Origin of the sequence: Streptomyces incarnatus, assembly GCF_001027185.1 — a bacterium.
In the GTDB taxonomy this organism is placed as follows: Bacteria; Actinomycetota; Actinomycetes; order Streptomycetales; family Streptomycetaceae; genus Streptomyces; species Streptomyces puniciscabiei.
The window spans coordinates 4,797,266-4,814,150 of sequence record NZ_CP011497.1 but is presented as its reverse complement, the minus strand read 5'-3'; the positions used below and the strand labels follow the sequence as shown (position 1 = coordinate 4,814,150).

At 71.8% G+C, this 16,885-nt stretch carries 17 protein-coding genes; 7 read left to right on the top strand and 10 right to left on the bottom strand.

The annotated features are described in order from the left end of the window. Nucleotides 1–6: 6 nt before the first annotated feature. Nucleotides 7–921: an SDR family NAD(P)-dependent oxidoreductase gene (locus ABB07_RS21700; RefSeq protein ID WP_208900257.1), complete on the bottom strand. Its 915-nt coding sequence runs from the start codon at nt 919–921 to the stop codon at nt 7–9. An 86-nt stretch (nt 922–1,007) separates the two neighbouring features. Between ABB07_RS21700 and ABB07_RS21695 the strand changes: the two genes are divergently transcribed. Continuing rightward, nucleotides 1,008–1,934 carry a cyclase family protein gene (locus ABB07_RS21695; RefSeq protein WP_208900256.1) on the top strand — a complete coding sequence of 309 codons (927 nt, stop codon included), beginning with the start codon at nt 1,008–1,010 and terminating at the stop codon, nt 1,932–1,934. Nucleotides 1,935–2,187: 253 nt separating this feature from the next. Here ABB07_RS21695 and ABB07_RS21690 read toward each other — a convergent pair whose 3' ends face one another. The 4 genes from ABB07_RS21690 to ABB07_RS21675 form a co-directional block, all read right to left on the bottom strand. Continuing rightward, nucleotides 2,188–2,781 carry an ATP-binding protein gene (locus ABB07_RS21690; RefSeq protein ID WP_208900255.1) on the bottom strand — a complete coding sequence of 198 codons (594 nt, stop codon included), beginning with the start codon at nt 2,779–2,781 and terminating at the stop codon, nt 2,188–2,190. Between the two features lie 553 nt (nt 2,782–3,334). Further along, a complete protein-coding gene (locus tag ABB07_RS21685) occupies nt 3,335–4,234 on the bottom strand; it encodes an acyl-CoA dehydrogenase family protein (RefSeq protein WP_208903561.1) in 900 nt (299 codons plus the stop codon). A gap of 2 nt (nt 4,235–4,236) precedes the next feature. Then, the gene (locus tag ABB07_RS21680) at nt 4,237–5,370 is read right to left on the bottom strand and encodes an acyl-CoA dehydrogenase family protein (RefSeq protein WP_208900254.1); all 1,134 of its coding nucleotides are present in this window, start codon (nt 5,368–5,370) and stop codon (nt 4,237–4,239) included. Further along, on the bottom strand, nt 5,370–6,572 hold the full coding sequence (locus ABB07_RS21675; RefSeq protein ID WP_208900253.1) for an amidohydrolase family protein: 1,203 nt from the start codon (nt 6,570–6,572) through the stop codon (nt 5,370–5,372). Before ABB07_RS21675 ends, ABB07_RS21680 begins: the two co-directional genes overlap by 1 nt. 118 nt (nt 6,573–6,690) lie before the next feature. Here ABB07_RS21675 and ABB07_RS21670 point away from each other — a divergent pair, with 118 nt between their 5' ends. The 3 genes from ABB07_RS21670 (at nt 6,691) to ABB07_RS21660 (ending at nt 9,004) form a co-directional block, all read left to right on the top strand. Beyond that, on the top strand, nt 6,691–8,211 hold the full coding sequence (locus ABB07_RS21670; protein WP_208900252.1) for a class I adenylate-forming enzyme family protein: 1,521 nt from the start codon (nt 6,691–6,693) through the stop codon (nt 8,209–8,211). Between the two features lie 80 nt (nt 8,212–8,291). Beyond that, complete coding sequence (locus tag ABB07_RS21665) at nt 8,292–8,783, top strand: DUF2975 domain-containing protein (RefSeq protein WP_208900251.1); 492 nt, start codon at nt 8,292–8,294, stop codon at nt 8,781–8,783. After that, complete coding sequence (locus ABB07_RS21660) at nt 8,783–9,004, top strand: helix-turn-helix domain-containing protein (protein ID WP_208900250.1); 222 nt, start codon at nt 8,783–8,785, stop codon at nt 9,002–9,004. Before ABB07_RS21665 ends, ABB07_RS21660 begins: the two co-directional genes overlap by 1 nt. 125 nt (nt 9,005–9,129) lie before the next feature. Here the strand turns inward: ABB07_RS21660 and ABB07_RS21655 are convergent, their stop codons facing one another. From ABB07_RS21655 to ABB07_RS21645, 3 genes are all read right to left on the bottom strand, one after another. Further along, the gene (locus ABB07_RS21655) at nt 9,130–9,894 is read right to left on the bottom strand and encodes an alpha/beta hydrolase family protein (RefSeq protein ID WP_208900249.1); all 765 of its coding nucleotides are present in this window, start codon (nt 9,892–9,894) and stop codon (nt 9,130–9,132) included. Nucleotides 9,895–10,096: 202 nt separating this feature from the next. Continuing rightward, nucleotides 10,097–10,609, bottom strand: coding sequence for an EF-hand domain-containing protein (locus tag ABB07_RS21650; RefSeq protein ID WP_208900248.1), 513 nt, complete (start codon nt 10,607–10,609; stop codon nt 10,097–10,099). A 195-nt stretch (nt 10,610–10,804) separates the two neighbouring features. After that, nucleotides 10,805–11,179: an STAS domain-containing protein gene (locus ABB07_RS21645; RefSeq protein WP_208900247.1), complete on the bottom strand. Its 375-nt coding sequence runs from the start codon at nt 11,177–11,179 to the stop codon at nt 10,805–10,807. Nucleotides 11,180–11,520: 341 nt separating this feature from the next. Here ABB07_RS21645 and ABB07_RS21640 point away from each other — a divergent pair, with 341 nt between their 5' ends. Both ABB07_RS21640 and ABB07_RS21635 read left to right on the top strand, forming a co-directional pair. Beyond that, nucleotides 11,521–12,090, top strand: coding sequence for a sigma-70 family RNA polymerase sigma factor (locus ABB07_RS21640; protein ID WP_208900246.1), 570 nt, complete (start codon nt 11,521–11,523; stop codon nt 12,088–12,090). 428 nt (nt 12,091–12,518) lie between these two features. Continuing rightward, nucleotides 12,519–13,727, top strand: coding sequence for a zf-HC2 domain-containing protein (locus tag ABB07_RS21635; RefSeq protein ID WP_208903560.1), 1,209 nt, complete (start codon nt 12,519–12,521; stop codon nt 13,725–13,727). Nucleotides 13,728–13,916: 189 nt separating this feature from the next. Here the strand turns inward: ABB07_RS21635 and purU are convergent, their stop codons facing one another. Both purU and ABB07_RS21625 read right to left on the bottom strand, forming a co-directional pair. Next, nucleotides 13,917–14,798: a formyltetrahydrofolate deformylase gene (gene purU / locus ABB07_RS21630; RefSeq protein ID WP_208900245.1), complete on the bottom strand. Its 882-nt coding sequence runs from the start codon at nt 14,796–14,798 to the stop codon at nt 13,917–13,919. 84 nt (nt 14,799–14,882) lie between these two features. Further along, nucleotides 14,883–15,383 (bottom strand): SCO4402 family protein, encoded by a 501-nt coding sequence (locus ABB07_RS21625; protein ID WP_208900244.1) that lies wholly within the window; start codon nt 15,381–15,383, stop codon nt 14,883–14,885. Between the two features lie 117 nt (nt 15,384–15,500). Here ABB07_RS21625 and ABB07_RS21620 point away from each other — a divergent pair, with 117 nt between their 5' ends. Further along, nucleotides 15,501–16,826 (top strand): ABC transporter substrate-binding protein, encoded by a 1,326-nt coding sequence (locus ABB07_RS21620; RefSeq protein ID WP_208903559.1) that lies wholly within the window; start codon nt 15,501–15,503, stop codon nt 16,824–16,826. The last annotated feature ends 59 nt before the right edge of the window (nt 16,827–16,885 follow it).

The following is a 16,885-nucleotide window of genomic DNA, read 5'->3' as shown; positions in this document are numbered from 1 at the left end:
CCCGAGCTACTGGGCGTTCGGCCGAGAACCACTCCGCGCCGCCTCTTCCATCGCCGCCAACTGCACAAGCATCGGCATCGGATCCACCCCCACCGTCCCCGGCAGAACCTCAGCAATCCGCTCCGGCGTCCACGCCCCCTCCCCATAAACCGACCGGAGTTCACGCGGCTGGGCCCACACCGCGATCTTCGGCCCCGCCACGGTGTACACCTGCCCGGTGACGCCCAGCGCAGCGGCCCCGTCGGACAGCAGGTACACCACCAGCGCGGCCACGTCCTCCGGCTCGCCGATCTCCGTCAGCTCCATGGGAACGTTCGCCGACATCCGGGTACGGGCCACCGGCGCCACCGCGTTCGCGGTCACCCCGTACTTGTGCAGGCCGAGCGCCGCGCTGCGCACCAGCGAGATGATCCCGCCCTTCGCCGCGCTGTAGTTGGCCTGGGACACGGAGCCCTGGTGGTTGCCGCTGGTGAAGCCGATCAGCGTGCCGGAGCGCTGCTTCCGCATCACCGCGGACGCCGCGCGGAACACGGTGAACGTGCCCTTGAGGTGGGTGGCGAGCACGGGGTCCCACTCCTCCTCGGTCATGTTGAACAGCATCCGCTCGCGCAGGATCCCGGCCACGCACACGACCCCGTCGAGACGGCCGTACGAGGCCAGCGCCGCGTCGACCACCCGCTGCCCGCCCGCCATCGTGGAGATGTCGTCGGCGACCGCGACCGCCTCGCCGCCCGCCGCCTCGATCTCCTTGACGACGGCCTCGGCGACCTCGCTCGTCGGCGCGGTGCCGTCCATGGAGACGCCGTAGTCGTTGACGACGACCTTCGCCCCCTCGGCGGCAGCCGCCCGCGCGACCGCCCGGCCGATGCCCCGCCCGGCGCCCGTCACGGCGACGACCTTTCCTGCCAAGAAGTTCCCCACGCCCGGCCCCTTCCCGCGGTTTCTGACGGTCCGTTAGATTCTATGGCGCGCCGGACGCACGGACACAAGCCCCGGGGAGGCACCGGATGGCACTGCCGGAGGAGTTCCACGAGATCGCCAAGCGGGTGAACAACTGGGGGCGCTGGGGCGCGGACGACGAGATCGGCACCCTCAACCTGATCACCGACGAGGTCGTCCGCGAGGCCGCCGGCTGCGTCCGCACCGGCCGCCGTGTCCCCCTCGCGCTGCCCCTTCAGCAGGACGGGGTGCAGACGGGCGTGATCCCGGGGCGGGTCAACCCGCTGCACGTCATGGTCCAGATCAACCAGGAGCTCTTCGGGCCGGGCACGGTGGCGTGCAGCGACGACGCGGTGACCATGGGCCTGCAGGCGGGCACCCACTGGGACGCGCTGACCCATGTCTCGCACTCCGGGAAGCTCTACAACGGCCGCCCGGCGCACACGGTCACCGCGCACGGCGGTGCCGGGTTCGCGGGGATCGACAAGGCGCGGCACATCGTCTCGCGCGGGGTGCTGCTGGACGTGGCACGCGCGCGTGGCGTGGACCGGTTGGCGGGGGACCACGCGGTGACGCCGGAGGACCTGGAACGGGCCGAGGAGTTCGGCGGCGTCCGGGTCCGGGCCGGTGACATCGTGCTGGTCCGCACCGGGCAGGTGCGGGTGTACCTGGCCGGGGACAGGCACGGGTACGGCTATCCGTCGCCGGGGCTGTCCCTGCGTACGCCGGAGTGGTTCCACGCGCGCGATGTGGCGGCGGTCGCGAACGACACGCTCACTTTTGAGATATTTCCGCCCGAGTCGGAGAATCTGTGGCTGCCCGTACACGCCCTGGATCTCGTGGAGATGGGCATGCTCCAGGGCCAGAACTGGAATCTCGAAGAGTTGTCCACAGCCTGTGGAGAAGAGGGGCGGTACGCGTTCCTGCTGTCGGCGATGCCCGAGCCGTTCGTCGGCGCGACGGGGACACCCGTGGCACCCGTGGCCGTTCTCTAGGGCCCGGCCGTGGACCGGCCGGGCGGCGCGTCTCCCCCACCGTCTGCGCGCACGCGCCGCCCACCGGATGCGACCCACACTCGACGAGGGCCGCCGTCATCCATGCCCTCGTCGTCCCCTCGCGGCGAATCGTCGCCCACAAGCGTGTTCAGACGGTCACGGGTCGTCAACGCCAGTACGGGGATTTGTTACGTACGCCCCGTTCGCGGCACCCGCGCACGGATGCACCCCCGGCGCACCGCCGCGCCGGGCGCTACACCGCCTCGAAGGCGAGGCCCTCGTACGCGGACAGCCCGCCCCCGTACGCCATCCCTGCGCTCTCCCTGGGCTGTGAACAGCGGTCCAGTTCGCACCAGATGCTCTTGCCGGCGCCTTCCGGGCGCCAGCCCCAGCGATCGGCCAGGCAGTCCACCAGGGCCAGACCACGGCCGCCGGTGGCGTCACCCCCGGCGCAACGCGGCACGGGGGCGCGGGAGCTGCTGTCGGCCACCTCGACGCGCACGGTGGCGGCCGCGGATGCCGGTGGCTCCTCGGCGGTCCCGGCCGGCTCGGCCGCCGCGCACGGCGTGTCCGGCAGCTCGGCCGCCGCACCCGGGAGGTCCGCCGCCGCACCCGGCAGGTCGGCCTCCGTACCCGGCAGGTCGGCCGCCGCGCCCGGCAGGGAGAGCCGGAGCACCGCCGCGTGGCCGGTGTGCACGACCGCGTTGGTCACCAGCTCGGAGACGAGCAGGATCAGGGTCTCGGCCAGCGGCTCGTCGGCCGCTATCCCGAGCCCGGCGAGCCGCGAGCGGGCCCACCTCCTCGCCCGGCCCACCTCCGTGGGGTCGGGCCGGATCTCCAGCTGCACTTGAAGCACCTGCACCGCTCACACCATCCGAACCGGCGGACACATGACCCCACGCCACCCGGGCGTCACGGCCACCACGGCCGCGACGACGATCACGAGGGCCACGATCGTAGCCATTTTCTGCATGGCCAGAACAACGGCCCGAGCAAGGGTCACGGAACGTGACTCCCTTGAGAACCAGCATGGTTGACGTACAGTCACCCCAACAAGCGCTTCGGGCATATTCCAGCGGGAAGGAGTACGCGTACGGCATACTGTGCGACGCTCGTGCCGGGGAGTCGAACAGGCGTAGGCCGAGGCCGTTGTCGCCACGCGAGCAGCGCCGCGCACCGCGCGACCCGGTGCCGCCCCAGGGGCACCGCAGGACCGGCTCGTGCTCGCAGCCACTCGCATCCCACACAAGGTACCGGAGGGGACGGCCGACTCCGGGCCGTGACGAGCCCCTTGAAGGACACAACCAGGTATCGACGCTCAGTGATACCGGCGTGCCACAATCCGCGACATCCTGGGCCAACGCTTTCCCGCTCGCGCTGCCCAGGCCGCGTGCGCCTTCTCAGACCGCCAGCCGGGCCGCGAGCAGTTCCTCACTCTCCGTGCCTCCGCCGGCACGCTGGGCCCGCACCCAGGCCCGCTTCAGATACAGGTGCACCTCCGCCTCCCAGGTGAACCCCATGCCGCCGTGCACCTGCAGGCAGTCCCTGGCCCCGCGTACGGCGGCCTCGTCGGCGAGCAGCCGGGCGGCGGCGATGTCGGCCCGGTCACCGGTGACGGCGGCGGCGTAGACGGCGACGCGCGCGGTCTCGGTGCGCACCAGCAGATCCGCGCACAGGTGCTTGACCGCCTGGAAGGCACCGATCGGCTGCCCGAACTGCTCCCGGGTCCGGGCGTGTTGCACCGCCATCTCCCGCACGCGCCCTGCCGTGCCGAGCTGCTCGGCGGCGGTGAGGAGGACAGCCGTGGGGTCGGCCGTGGAGTCGGCCGTGGAGTCGGCCGTGCGCGCGCCCGCGACCGGGGAGACCCGGTGCAGCGGGGTCAGTGGATCGACCGACCGCAGGGGCTCGGCCGCCGGCACCTCACCCCGCACCACGTCCGCCGCCTCCAGCCACTCCACCAGTTCCCCGTCGACCGCCGTCACGACCGTCTCCCCGGTGGCCGCCCCCGGCACGGTTCCCGCCGCGAGGTGGGTCGCCACGAGCGGTCCGGGCAGCAGGGCGCGCCCCGCCTCCTCGAAGGCGAGCACCGCCTCCGGCAGCCCCAGCCCGACCCCGCCGTCCGCCTCCGGCAGGCGCAGGGCGAAGAACCCGGCGTCACCGAGCGCCCGCCACAGCTCCCGGTCGAGCCGCCCCGGCGCGCCGACGGCCGCCCGCAACGCCTCCGGCCCGAACCGCCGGTCCAGCAGCTCCCGTACGCCCGCCTGCAACGCGCGCTGATCGTCGGTGAGTTGGAAACGCACCCTCATCTCCCCTTCGGCAGGCCCAGGATCCGCTCGGCCACGATGGTGCGCTGGATCTGCGAGGTGCCGGCCGCGATGGTGTACGACAGGGAGGACAGGCGGTCGAGGACCCAGGGGTGGGTCAGGTCGAGGGCGCCCGGGCCCAGTACGTCGGCCGCCGTGTCGTACAGCTCCTGGCGGGCGTGCGAGTAGCGGAGCTTGAAGACCGAGCCGCCGACGCCGGGCACCCCGCCGCTCGCCTCCGCCTCGCTCACGTTCCACTGGGTCAGCCGCCACAGCGCCCGGAACTCGGCGTCCAGGCGGCCGAGCCGGCGCCGCAGGACGGGATCGTCCCAGCGGCCGCCGCGGCGGGCCTCGGCCGCCAGCTCGGCCAGGACGCGGCGGCAGGCCACCACCTCGCCGACGAACGCCGTGCCGCGCTCGAAGGACAGGGTCACCATGGTCACCCGCCAGCCGTCGTTCTCCGCCCCGATCCGGTTGGCCACCGGCACCCGTACCTCGTCGAGGAAGACCTCGGCGAACTCGGCCGAACCGGCGAGCGTGCGCAGGGGCCGTACGGTGATGCCGGCGGCGGACATGGGCATGGCGAGCCAGGTGATGCCCCGGTGCTTCGGCGCGTCGGGGTCGGTGCGGACCAGCAGTTCGCACCAGTCGGCGACCTCGGCGTGGGAGGTCCAGATCTTGGACCCGGTGACCACGTAGTCGTCGCCGTCGCGCCACGCGCGCGTGCGCAGTGACGCCAGGTCCGAGCCCGCGCCCGGTTCGCTGAACCCCTGGCACCACACCTCCTCGCCGCGCAGGATCGGCGGCAGCCAGCGCGCCCGCTGCCGGGGACTGCCCTCGGCGGCGATGGTCGGTCCGGCGTGCAGCAGCCCGACGAAACCCGCTCCCACATAGGGCGCGCCCGCCTTCTCCGTCTCCTCCAGGAAGATCAGCCGGGTGGTCGGCGGGGCGTCCCAGTGGACGTCGGCGTACCCGGCGTCGTACAGCATCCGCTGCCAGCCCAGGTCGTAGGCCCGGCGAGCGGGCCAGTCGTCCGGGGACGGCTTCGGTGGGAGGGTGGGCAGCACCTTGCCGAGCCACTCCCGCAGCCGCGCCCGGTACTCCTCCTCTTCGGGCGTGTACGAGAGGTCCATCACGAGGTCTGCCGGTCGAGGTCCAGGCCGAGCATGCGGATGGCGTTGCCGCGCATCAGCTTGTAGACCGTCTCGTCGTCCAGGCCCTTGACATGGTCGAGGGCGACCTCCTTGGTGTGCGGGAAGGTCGAGTCGACGTGCGGGTAGTCGGTCTCGAAGGTGGCGTTGTCCCGGCCGACCACGTCCAGCGAGGCGACGCCGTGCCTGTCGCGGAAGAAGCAGCAGAAGATCTGCCGGTAGTAGTACGTCGACGGCGGCTCGGGGATCAGGTCCCTGACCCCGCCCCAGGCGCGGTGCTCCTCCCACACGTCGTCGGCGCGCTCCAGGGCGTACGGGATCCAGCCCATCTGCCCCTCCGAATAGGCGAGTTTGAGCTGCGGGAACTTCACCAGGACCCCGCTGAAGAGGTAGTCCATCATCGAGGCCATCGCGTTGTTGAAGCTCAGCGAGGCCTGGACGGCGGGCGGGGCGTCGGGCGAGGCGGCCGGCATCTGCGAGCTGCTGCCGATGTGCATGTTGACGACCGTGCCGGTCTCCTGGCAGACGGCGAAGAACGGGTCCCAGTAGCCGGAGTGGATGGACGGCAGCCCGAGGTGGGTGGGGATCTCGGAGAAGGTCACCGCGCGGACCCCGCGCGCCGCGTTCCGGCGGATCTCCGCGACCGCCAGTCCGACGTCCCACAGCGGGATCAGGCACAGCGGGATCAGCCGGCCGCCGCTGTCCCCGCACCACTCCTCCACCATCCAGTCGTTGTAGGCGCGCACACAGGCGAGGGCGACCTCCTTGTCGTGCGCCTCGGCGAAGGTCTGCCCGCAGAAGCGGGGGAAGGTCGGGAAGCAGAGGCTGGCCTCGACGTGGTTGAGGTCCATGTCCTTCAGGCGCTCCGCGGGGTCCCAGCACCCCGGGCGCATCTGCTCTCTCGTGATCCCCTCCAGCGTCATCTCGTCCCGGTCGAAGCCGACGGCGGCGATGTTGCGCTTGTACGGGAACTTCAGGTCCTCGTAGATCCACCAGTCGGTCTGCTGGCCGGCCGGGTCCATGGTGATCCGGTACTTGCCGCCGACGTAGGCCAGTTCCCCGATCCCGGCGGTCAGCGGCTTGGGGCCGCGGTCCCGGTACCGGGCCGGCAGCCAGGTCTCGAAGAGGTGGGCGGGCTCGATCACATGGTCGTCGACGCTGATGATGCGGGGCAGTTCGGTCATGGTTTCCCCTCCGCGTTCCGCTCCACCGGGACGGTTCGTCCGGACGGTACTTATCTGATGGTCCGTCAGATAGCATGACAGCTGACGGTTCGTCAGCCAAGTCGGTCAGGGGGCACACGTGAACGAGACACCGCACGCCCTGAGCTCCGCCCGCACGCTGTGGGAGCTGGTGACGCTCCGCGCCGACCTCACCCCCGACCGCCCGGTGCTGCTCCAGCGGGACCGCACCCTCACCTTCGGCGAGCTGCGCGGGCGTGCCGAGCGGGTGGCGGCCGGCCTGTACGGCATGGGAGTGCGCCCCGGCACGGTGGTCGCCTGGCAGCTGCCCACCCGGATCGAGACCGCCCTGCTGTCCTTCGCCCTGGCCCGCCTGGGCGCCGTACAGTCCCCGGTGATCCCCTTCTACCGGGACCGGGAGGTCGGCTTCGCGCTCCGCGAGTCGAGGGCGGAGTTCTTCGCCGTCCCGGGCGTGTGGCGGGGTCACGACCACACGGAGATGGCGCGGCGGCTCGGCGCCAAGGGGATCTTCGAGGCGTACGACGACCTTCCCGACGGCGACCCGTCGACGCTGCCCGCCCCGCCCGCCGAGGGCACCTCGGTCCGCTGGATCTACTGGACCTCCGGCACCACCTCCGACCCCAAGGGCGTGCTGCACACCGACCGCTCGCTGATCGCCGGCGGCTCCTGCCTCGCCCACGCCCTGCGCCTCACCCCGGACGACGTCGGCTCGATCGCCTTCCCGTACGCCCACATAGGCGGCCCGGACTACCTGGTGATGCTCCTGCTCTACGGCTTCCCGGCGGTGATGTTCGAGCACTTCGCGCTGCCGGACGCGCTGACCGAGTACCGGCGGCACCGGGTGACGGTGGCCGGCGGCTCCACGGCCTTCTACTCCCTGTTCCTCGCCGAGCAGCGCAAGCGGCCGCACGAGAAGCTGATCCCGAGCCTGCGCCTGCTCGCGGGCGGCGGCGCGCCCAGGCCTCCCGAGCTCCACCACAGCGTGGTCCGCGAGATGGGCGTCCAGCTCGCCCACGGCTACGGCATGACCGAGGTCCCGATGATCACCATGGGCGACCCCCGGGACACCCCCGAGAACCTGGCCACGACCGAGGGCCGCCCACCGGCCGGCATGGAGATCCGGGTCGTGGACGGCGAGATACGACTCCGTGGCGAGGCCGTCTGCCAGGGCTATCTGGACCCCGCCCAGACGGCCGCCGCCTTCGACCCCGACGGCTTCCTGCGCACCGGGGACCTGGGCCATGTGACGGACTCCGGCCACCTGGTGCTCACCGGCCGCCTGAAGGACGTGATCATCCGCAAGGGCGAGAACATCTCCGCCCGCGAGATCGAGGACCTCCTCGCCGCCCACCCGTCGGTCGGCGACGTCGCGGTGATCGGCCTGCCGGACGCGGAACGGGGGGAGCTGGTCTGCGCGGTCGTCGAACAGCCGCCCGGAACGGCCGGGTTGACCCTCCCGGAGCTCGTCTCCTACCTGCGCTCCTCGGGCCTGTCCGTCCACAAGCTGCCGGAGCGGCTGGAGGTGGTACAGGCGCTGCCGCGGAACGACACCCTGCGCAAGGTACTGAAGTACAAGCTGCGGGAGCGGTTTTCGAGGCCTTCCGGCGAACACGGCCGTTGACCGCTGCGCCGCGGCCTGACACTTGCTGAGCCTATCGATATTCGATAGATTCCCATCGTAAGTCGATGGGAAGGTGGGCCATGGGAAAGCTGACGGTGGGTGCGCTGCGCGCCGTGCTCGTGGTGGTGCTCGCTGGCACCGTGTTCGTACAGGCCGGGATGGTGTGGGCCTTGGTCACCGGGGGCGATCCGGAGGACGGCTCGCTCCCGCTGACCGCGCTGCGCGTGATCACGGTCCTGGGCATGGTGTCGGTCCAGGTCGCCGTGGTCTGCGTAGGGCGGCTGGTGTCGATGGTGCGACGCGGAACCGTGTTCTCCCACGCCGCCTTCCGGTACGTGGACATCGTGATCGGCGCGATCGTCGCGGCCGCCCTGCTGTGGTTCGCGGTCACGGCCGTCAATGCGCCGGGCCAGCGGGACGACCCGGGCGTCACCCTCATCATGGGCGGGGTCGGCGTGGCCATCCTGGGGGTCGCGCTCATCGTGCTCGTGCTGCGGATGCTGCTCGCCCAGGCCGTCGCCCGCGACGTCGAAGCGGCCCAGCTGCGGGCCGAGTTGGACGAGGTGATCTGATGCCGATCGCCGTCGACATCGACGTGATGCTGGCCAGGCGGAAGATGTCCGTGGGTGAGCTGGCGGAGCGCGTGGGGATCACGCCCGCCAACCTGGCGGTACTCAAGAACGGCCGCGCCAAGGCGGTGCGCTTCGCGACCCTCGCCGCCCTGTGCGAGGTGCTCGAGTGCCAGCCGGGCGACCTGCTCCGCTGGGAGGCCGAGGGCACCGCGGGCGAGTGAACCGTCCCTGCCGACGCGTCATCGCCGCTCTGGCCCGCCTTTGACCAGCTCCGCGAGATGCCGGCGGACCGTGCGCGGCCTCGGCGCCCGGCCCGTACGCCGGGTGCCGGGCGCCGTCGCTCGTGTCAGGCGGTCGGGGTGAGAGCCGGGACGAGGTGCCGGGCGAAGAAGCGGACCGCGCTGTCGGCCTCGAACCGGGGCAGTTCCTTGTGGTTGCCCGCGTTCACGTGCAGGGACTTCTCCTTCGAAGCGAAGGCGTCGAAGAGTGCGAGACCCTCCTCGCGCGAGATGTGCTCGTCGTCCCACTGCAGGTCGAACTCGATCGGGACGGTGATCCGCCTCGCCTGCTCGGCCAGGACGTGGGGCCAGTGCTGGCCGAAGACCGCGGCGGTGATCCTGGGTTCGGCCGCCACGAACGGCACGCCGATCGCCGTACCCATGTTGATGCCCCAGTAGCCGACCGGCCCGTCGGTGCCGATCTCGGGGAGCTCCTGGAGGGCGTCCAGGTTCGCGTGGTACTCGGGCACGGCGAGCTGGGCCAGGTGGGCGTTGTAGCGGACGACGATCGGGCCCTCCGGCTCGCCCGCCGCCCTCGCCGCGAACAGGGCGGCGATCTCCTGCTCGTCGTGCGCCGTGCGCGGCCGGTCGCCATGACCGGGGGCGTCGACGACCGCGACGTGGAAGCCGCACCGGGTCACAAGGAGCCTGGCACGGCCGGCCATCGCCGGATGCTTCTTGTGGTTGCCGCCGCCGTGCCCCATCAGGACCAGGGGAGCGCGGCCGGCGCCGGAGGCCGGCGACCACAGGACGCCGGGGACCTCGCCCACGGTGAAGTCGCGCTCCACCATGCCGTTCGACGAGGACTGTGCGGTGAACCGAAGTGAGTGCATGGGTGGTGCCTTTCGGGAGTGCCTGGTGGTCGAGGCGCTCCCGGCGACACCTGCGTCAGTCGCCGGCCGTGACGGGAAGGGGGAGCACCCACGTCGATACAGCGTTCATGGGTCTCACCTCCTCGGCCGGTGTCACGGTGAACAGGAACCTACCGGCTTGATCGTCTTCCCCTCAACCCCATTTCCCGGTCCGCTCCGGTGCCTATTCCGGGACGGTGAAGTAGCGCGCGATCGCCGGGACGATGTCCGGCTCGCCCACCTTGCCGTCGCCGTCGGTGTCCAGCGCGGCGGCCGTCGCCCCGGCGAGCTCCTCGGGCACGTGGAACACCCGCAGCACGCGTACGGTGTCGGCGACCGTGGCCAGGCCGTCCCCGTCGCCGTCCGCGACGGCCAGCGCCGCGTGCAGGAAGGGCCGGGCGATCTCGGCGAAGCGTTCGGGGTTGTCGCGCAGGCGCTTGACCGCGCCGGTGACGAACTCCTCGCGGGTGATGCGCTGGTCGCCGTCCCGGTCGGCGATGCCGGCCATGCCCTGCCAGAAGGCCTCCGCGCCGGCGTACAGGGCCTGCCCCTTGTCGGAGCGTGCGGTGACGGCGAACTCGGCGAGGAGTGCCTTGGCCGCCGCGTTGAAGTCCTCGCGGTCGATCCAGCCGTTGCCGTCCTGGTCGAAGGTGGCGAACCGGGCTGCGATCCTGCGCTCGTAGTCGGTGCTGACCATGTCTGTTCGGACCGCCTCACGTGTGCGTCGTTCGTCGTTCGGGTCGTTCCACGGGCGCGTGGGTGACCTGGCAGGGAGCGTATGACGCGGATGGCCGTCGGACGGCGGTAATCCGGCGGTTGTGCCAAGACCGGGGGAATTCTGCGACAACAGTGTGGCCGTGTCGCGGAGGGGGAGCGCCGCGCGGGCGGCGCGTCAGGCGGAGAGCGGGTCCGCCTCGTCCGTCGTCGCGGCCTCGACGTCGGGCCGTACGTCGAAGAGCCGGCGGACGCCGAGCGCGCCGAGGACGCGGTTGACGTGCGACCCGTCGTCGGCCCCCCGGTCGGGCAGGATCAGCCGGAGCCGGCCCTGACAGGAGCGGATCAGCCGGCGCGCGGCGACGAGGACGCCGACCCCGCTGGAGTCGCAGAAGAACACGTCGGAGAGGTCCACGACGAGGCTGTGATGCCCCTCGGCGACGACGTCGTGCACACGTTGGCGCAAAACCGGCGAGGTCATCAGGTCCAGTTCCCCGGACACCCGGAGCACGGCCCACTCGCCCTGTTCGGCGCTGGTCACCTTGAATGCCACGTCCCTGCCCCTCCGCTCGCCGGAACCTCCGGAACCGCCCGGAAACGGAAGCAGTTCCTACGCTTGCTTCCGCGCGGCTGCCCAGCGGCCGTTCCCTGAAACGTCGAGGCACAAACTAGACGTGATCGACAAGGGGCTTGTTTCGGTCACTACCGATCCTGTTCGATCAGACATGCACACATCTTGTGTGAAGTTTATGTGAAGGGGGCACTATCACCTGCAGCCCTTCCGGGGGCGCGCATTGACACAAAGGGGCGTGCACTGTCGGACGTGCCGACTACATTCGGGAAGACGCCGCAGACAGGCTGGACCGACCGGACACGGGTGAGGGGAGGGACCGCATGGCCACGAAGGACGTACCGCCCCGCTGGGACCGCAAGATGCAGCAGCGGCTCGCCCGTGGTGAGGCGGCCGCCCTGGGCGAGCTGTACGACCGCTTCGCCTCGCTCGTGCACGGCCTCGCCCACCGTGTCCTCGGCGACGAGAAGGCCGCCGACACCCTCACCCGCGAGGTCTTCGCCCATCTCTGGGAGCACCCCGAGACCTACGACCCCAAGAAGGGCCCGCTGCGCACCTGGGTCGCCGACGTGACCAACCGGTTCGCCGTGCAGCGGCTGCGCGACAGCGAGACCGCCGCGCTGCCGCGGGGCGGCGGCTCCCTGGCGGAACTGGAGCGCAAGGTGCGCCGCGCCTCGGTCGCCGCCCGCGCCGACTACATCGTCCACTCCATGCCGGCCCCGCTGCGCGCCGCCCTCGACCTGGCCTACTTCCAGCGCCGCGACTACCGCCAGACCGCCGTCGACCTCGGCGTCACCGAGGACGAGGCCCGCCGCCGGCTCCGCCTCGGCCTCCAACTGCTCTCCACCGCCCATGACGCCGGGACACCGCCGGGACCCGGGGGTGCGGTGTGAGCGGAGCGAGCGGTTTCGGCGCACCCGGCGAGCAGGAGGGCCCGGGAGACGAGAAGCGACACGAGGACGGGCCGTACGGGGGTGACGGGGGCCGGGGCAGCGGCGGCCGGGGTGACAGCGGTCAGGGTGCAGGCGGCCGGGGTAAGGACAGCCGAGGCGACGACGGCCGAGGTGACGGCGGCCGGAGTGAAGGCGGCCGAGACGACGACGGCCGGGGCAAGGGCAGCCGAGGCGACGGCGGCCGAAGTGACAGCGGCCAGAGTGAAGGCGGCCAGGGTAAGGGCAGCCGAGGTGAAGGCGGCCGGGGTAAGGGCAGCCGGGGTAAGGGCAGCCGGGATGGCGGCGGCCGCGTCGGCGAGGGCGACGGTGGCGGCTCGGGGTGGGAGCCGCGCCCGGGCGGCGGGACCGAGCCGGACCAGCCGGCGCGCATAGCGACGCCCCGCGCCTCCGTCGAGGACGGCGGGCGGCCGCTGTCCGGCCCCGGCGATCCGGGGAACGTCCCGGCCGTGCCGCTGGACCTGCCGCACGACGTCCTGAAAGCGCTCCTCGGCGCCTGGGCGCTGGCCGCCTGCTCGGCGGCGGAGACGGCCGCCGTCGAGGACCACCTCGGCTCCTGCGGAAGCTGCGCCGACGAGGCCCGCCGGCTGCGCGAGGCGGTCGGCCTGCTGCACCAGCCGGAGAGCCTCGACCTGGACCCCGACCTGCGCACCCGCGTCCTGGAGAGCTGCCTGGAACGCCGGCCGCCGCGCATCCCGGTCCCCGAGTGGGCGGCGCCGTACGACGCCGAGACCGCGCGCCTGGACGCGCTGCTGCAGGACTTCGGGGACGCGGAGTGGCATGCGCCGGTGCGGCTGCGGTGGTACGAGGCCGACGCGGCGAAGAGCCGCCGTACGACCGTGGCGGGGGTGATCGCGCACCTGCTGTCCGTGGACGGGCTGGTCGCGCTGGCGCTCGGCCTGGAGGATCCGCTGGCGCAAGTCACCGGGGCGGCCGCGCCGGAGGCGGTGGGACCTCAGGCCCGCACCGAGGCGTTCTGGCGCAACTCCCACTTCCCGCCGACCCGTTCGGTGCGGGGGCCCTGGCGGGAGCAGAGCCACGGCCTGGTGCGGACGGTGTCCTTCACCGGCGGGCACGAGGGCGGACTGGCGGTGTCGTACGGCGACTTCGAGCTGCCGCTGCACGACGCGATGCTGGACCGGGCCTTCGAGTGCTGGGTGCACGCCGAGGACATCGCGGAGGCGGTGGACTACCCGTACCAGCCGCCCGCGCCGCGCCACCTGAACAAGATGATCGACCTCGCGGCCCGGATGCTGCCCACCGCGCTGGCCAGACGCCGGCAGACCGGGCTGGCGTCACCGGCCCGCGGCCGCCACCTCGGCCTCGCCGGCCAGCCCGGCCGCAGCCTGCGGCTGGAGATCGAGGGCGCGGCGGGCGGCGAGTGGCTGATCCCCCTGGACTCACCGGCGGCGCTCGCCTCCGCGGACCTGGAAGTGGCCCATGTGGCGCTGGACGGTGTGGAGTTCTGCCGACTGGCCGCCGGCCGGGTGGCGCCGGAGGAGGCTGCGGTGGGGCAGGTGGGTGACCGGGAGGCGATCAGGGATGTCCTGTTCGCTACGGCGGGGTTGAGCCGACTGTAGGGATGGGTGGGGTTTCGCGGGCGGCTGCGGGTGCGTGGGGGCCGTTCGCGCAGTTCCCCGCGCCCCTTGAGCAAGCTGCAGCTCGCCTACCTCAGGGGCGCGGGGCCGCATCGACATGCGGCTCCGCCGCGCGGGCGCGACAAGCCACAACGCGCCCGCAGCCGCCCGACGGCCGAACGCCCCGAGCTCTCAGGCGAACACCACCGTACGGCGCCCGTTCAGCAGAATGCGCCGCTCCGCATGCCACTTCACCGCCCGCGCCAGCGCCTGGCACTCCACATCGCGGCCGATGGCCACCAGCTGATCCGGCGTCACATCGTGGCCGACCCGCTCGACCTCCTGCTCGATGATCGGCCCCTCGTCCAGGTCGGCGGTCACGTAGTGCGCGGTCGCCCCGATGAGCTTGACCCCCCGGGCGTGCGCCTGGTGATACGGCTTGGCGCCCTTGAAGCTCGGCAGGAAGGAGTGGTGGATGTTGATGATCCGGCCGCTGAGCTGCTTGCACAGGTCGTCCGAGAGGACCTGCATGTAGCGGGCGAGGACGACCAGTTCGACGCCCTCCTCGCGGACGATCTCCAGCAGCTTCGCCTCGGCCTGCGCCTTGGTGTCCTTCGTCACCGGGATGTGGTGGAAGGGGATGTTGTAGGAGCCCACCAGCTCCTCGAAGTCGGTGTGGTTCGAGACCACGCCCACGATCTCCACCGGCAGCGCACCGATCCGGGCCCGGAACAGCAGGTCGTTCAGGCAGTGCCCGAACTTGCTGACCATGAGCACGATCCGCATCTTCTCGTCGGCCCGGTTGATCTGCCAGTCCATGTGGAAGGAGTCACCGATCGCCGCGAAGCTCGCCCGCAGCTTCTCCACCGACACCGGCGCCTCGGCCGAGAAGTGGACGCGCATGAAGAACAGACCCGTGTCGTGGTCGCCGAACTGCTGGCTGTCCTCGATGTTGCAGCCGGTCATGAACAGGTAGCTCGACACGGCGTGCACGATGCCCTGCTTGTCCGGGCAGGAGAGGGTGAGGACGTACTGGTCGGCCGCGGCGGCGGCGGGCGCGGACTGCTGGTTCATGCACTACAGGTTCTCATGTCGGCCGCCTGCCGTGGTCCGACGTCCCGCAGGGCGGGACGACGGGCGCGCCGGCCGTCGGAGCGCCTACGCCGTCCTCGTCATGATCCGCAGCACTTCCAGGCTCCGCGGCGGCGCATCGGGGTCGTCGCCGTCGCTCGCCGCCATCCGGACGTGCGCGTCCCGCGCCGCCCGCACCGCCTCCGGCCACCCCTGGTGGTCGAGGTACGCGGCGACCGGCGCGTCCGGGCCGACCTGGTGCATGATGCGCAGCACCCGCAGCACGGCGGTGTCCACGAGGGCCGCCTCCTGCGAGTCGCGGAATATCGTGCCGACGTACTTCTCGGCGGACCAGTTGTCCAGCCAGGTGTCCTCGACCAGCCGGTAGACGGCGTCCGTGACGTCGCCGTACCCGTCCACGCCGGCCAGCCAGACGTCCCGCTGGAACACCGGGTCGGAGAGCATGTGCAGCGCCGAGCGCACATTGCTGCGCCAGCGCCACCACGGCATGTCGCTTAGGGGCATGCCGCCCATGGTGGAGGAGCGACGGCCACGACGGGAAGAGTTCTCCGAACCTTGCACGGTCATCGATCGTACGTTCCCCGTCACACTGGCCTCACAGGCCCCTGTAATTCACCTCGGTGTCACCTTTCGTTGACCCTGGGTCACTCGCCGGTTAGTCGTGTGAGGGAATCGTGCTTGTACATGACCGGCAGGCGACGCACCTTTCGTACATTCCTCCACCCCTCCTCCCGCCCCGGCAGAGCCACCGCCCTGACCGCGGGCGCCGTGGCCCTCTGTGCGTCGCTCACCGCCGGGTGCGGGGTCATCCCCGGTGCCACGGGGGGCTCCGGGGGTGACCCGGTCAAGGTCATGACCTGGGCGCCGCAGGACACCGACGCCACCAACAAGCCCGGCATGCCCGCGATGGCCCTCGCCTACGCCAAGTGGATCAACACGCACGGCGGCATCAACGGCCGCAAACTGCAGGTCCTGACCTGCAACGACCACAACGACAGCGTGGGCGCCGCCAAGTGCGCCCGGTACGCGGCCGACGAGAACGTGGTCGCGGTCGTCGGCTCCTACAGCCAGTTCACCGACTCCTACTCCGCCCCGCTGGAGGGCGCCGGCATCCCCTACATAGGCGGCTACGGCGTCACCAACGACGAGTTCACCGGCCAGATGTCCTACCCGGTCAACGGCGGCCAGCCCGCCCTGCTCGCCGGTCTCGGCAAGGCCCTCGCGGGTGCCTGCGGCAACATCGCCCTGGTCCGGCCCGACAGCATCGCCGGCGACGAGCTGCCGGTGCTGCTGGACTCCGGGCTGAAGGCGGGCGGGCACGTCAAGGCGGGCGACCAGCTCGCCGAGGAGGACGCCACCGAGTACGGCGACCGGGCCGACCAGGCGCTGCGGTACGCCACCAAGGACGTCACGAGGAAGGGCTGCGTGGTTCCCGCCCTCGGGGACCGCACCGACACCTTCATGGACTCCTTCCGCCGGGAACGCGAGAGCTTCCCCTCGGTACGGCTCGCGACCGTGCTCGGCAGCGTCGACCAGACCGTGATCAACGCCACCGGCGGGGCGTCCGGGCCGTACGAAGGGGCGTACATCACCGGCTGGTATCCGCCGGCGTCGGACTCCCGGTGGGACCCGATGAAGAAGGTGATCAACGAGGAGGCCTTCGGCGACACCCGCATCGACCCCGCGGACGCCGGAGTGCAGACCACCTGGATCGCCTACACCGTGCTGAAGGCCGTCCTGGACAGGATCGGCGCCGGTGAGGTGACCGCCGACTCCGTGCGGCGCACCCTCGACGACGGGCTGCGGGTCTCCACCGGCGGTCTCACCCCGACGCTGCACTGGACCTACTCCAGCACACTGGCCTCGGTCGGCTTCCCGCGGATGGTCAACGCCGACGTCACCCTGCAGGTGGTCCAGGACGGCAGGCTGGTCGCCGCCCGCAGGGGCGTCGGCGGGCTCGACGGCACCACCGACATGACACGGACGCTGGAGAACGCCGACGTGCAGTGACGCCCGCCGGCGCGTCCCCGGCCCGTCTGCGGCGGGTCCCCGGCGCGTCCCCAGCCCGT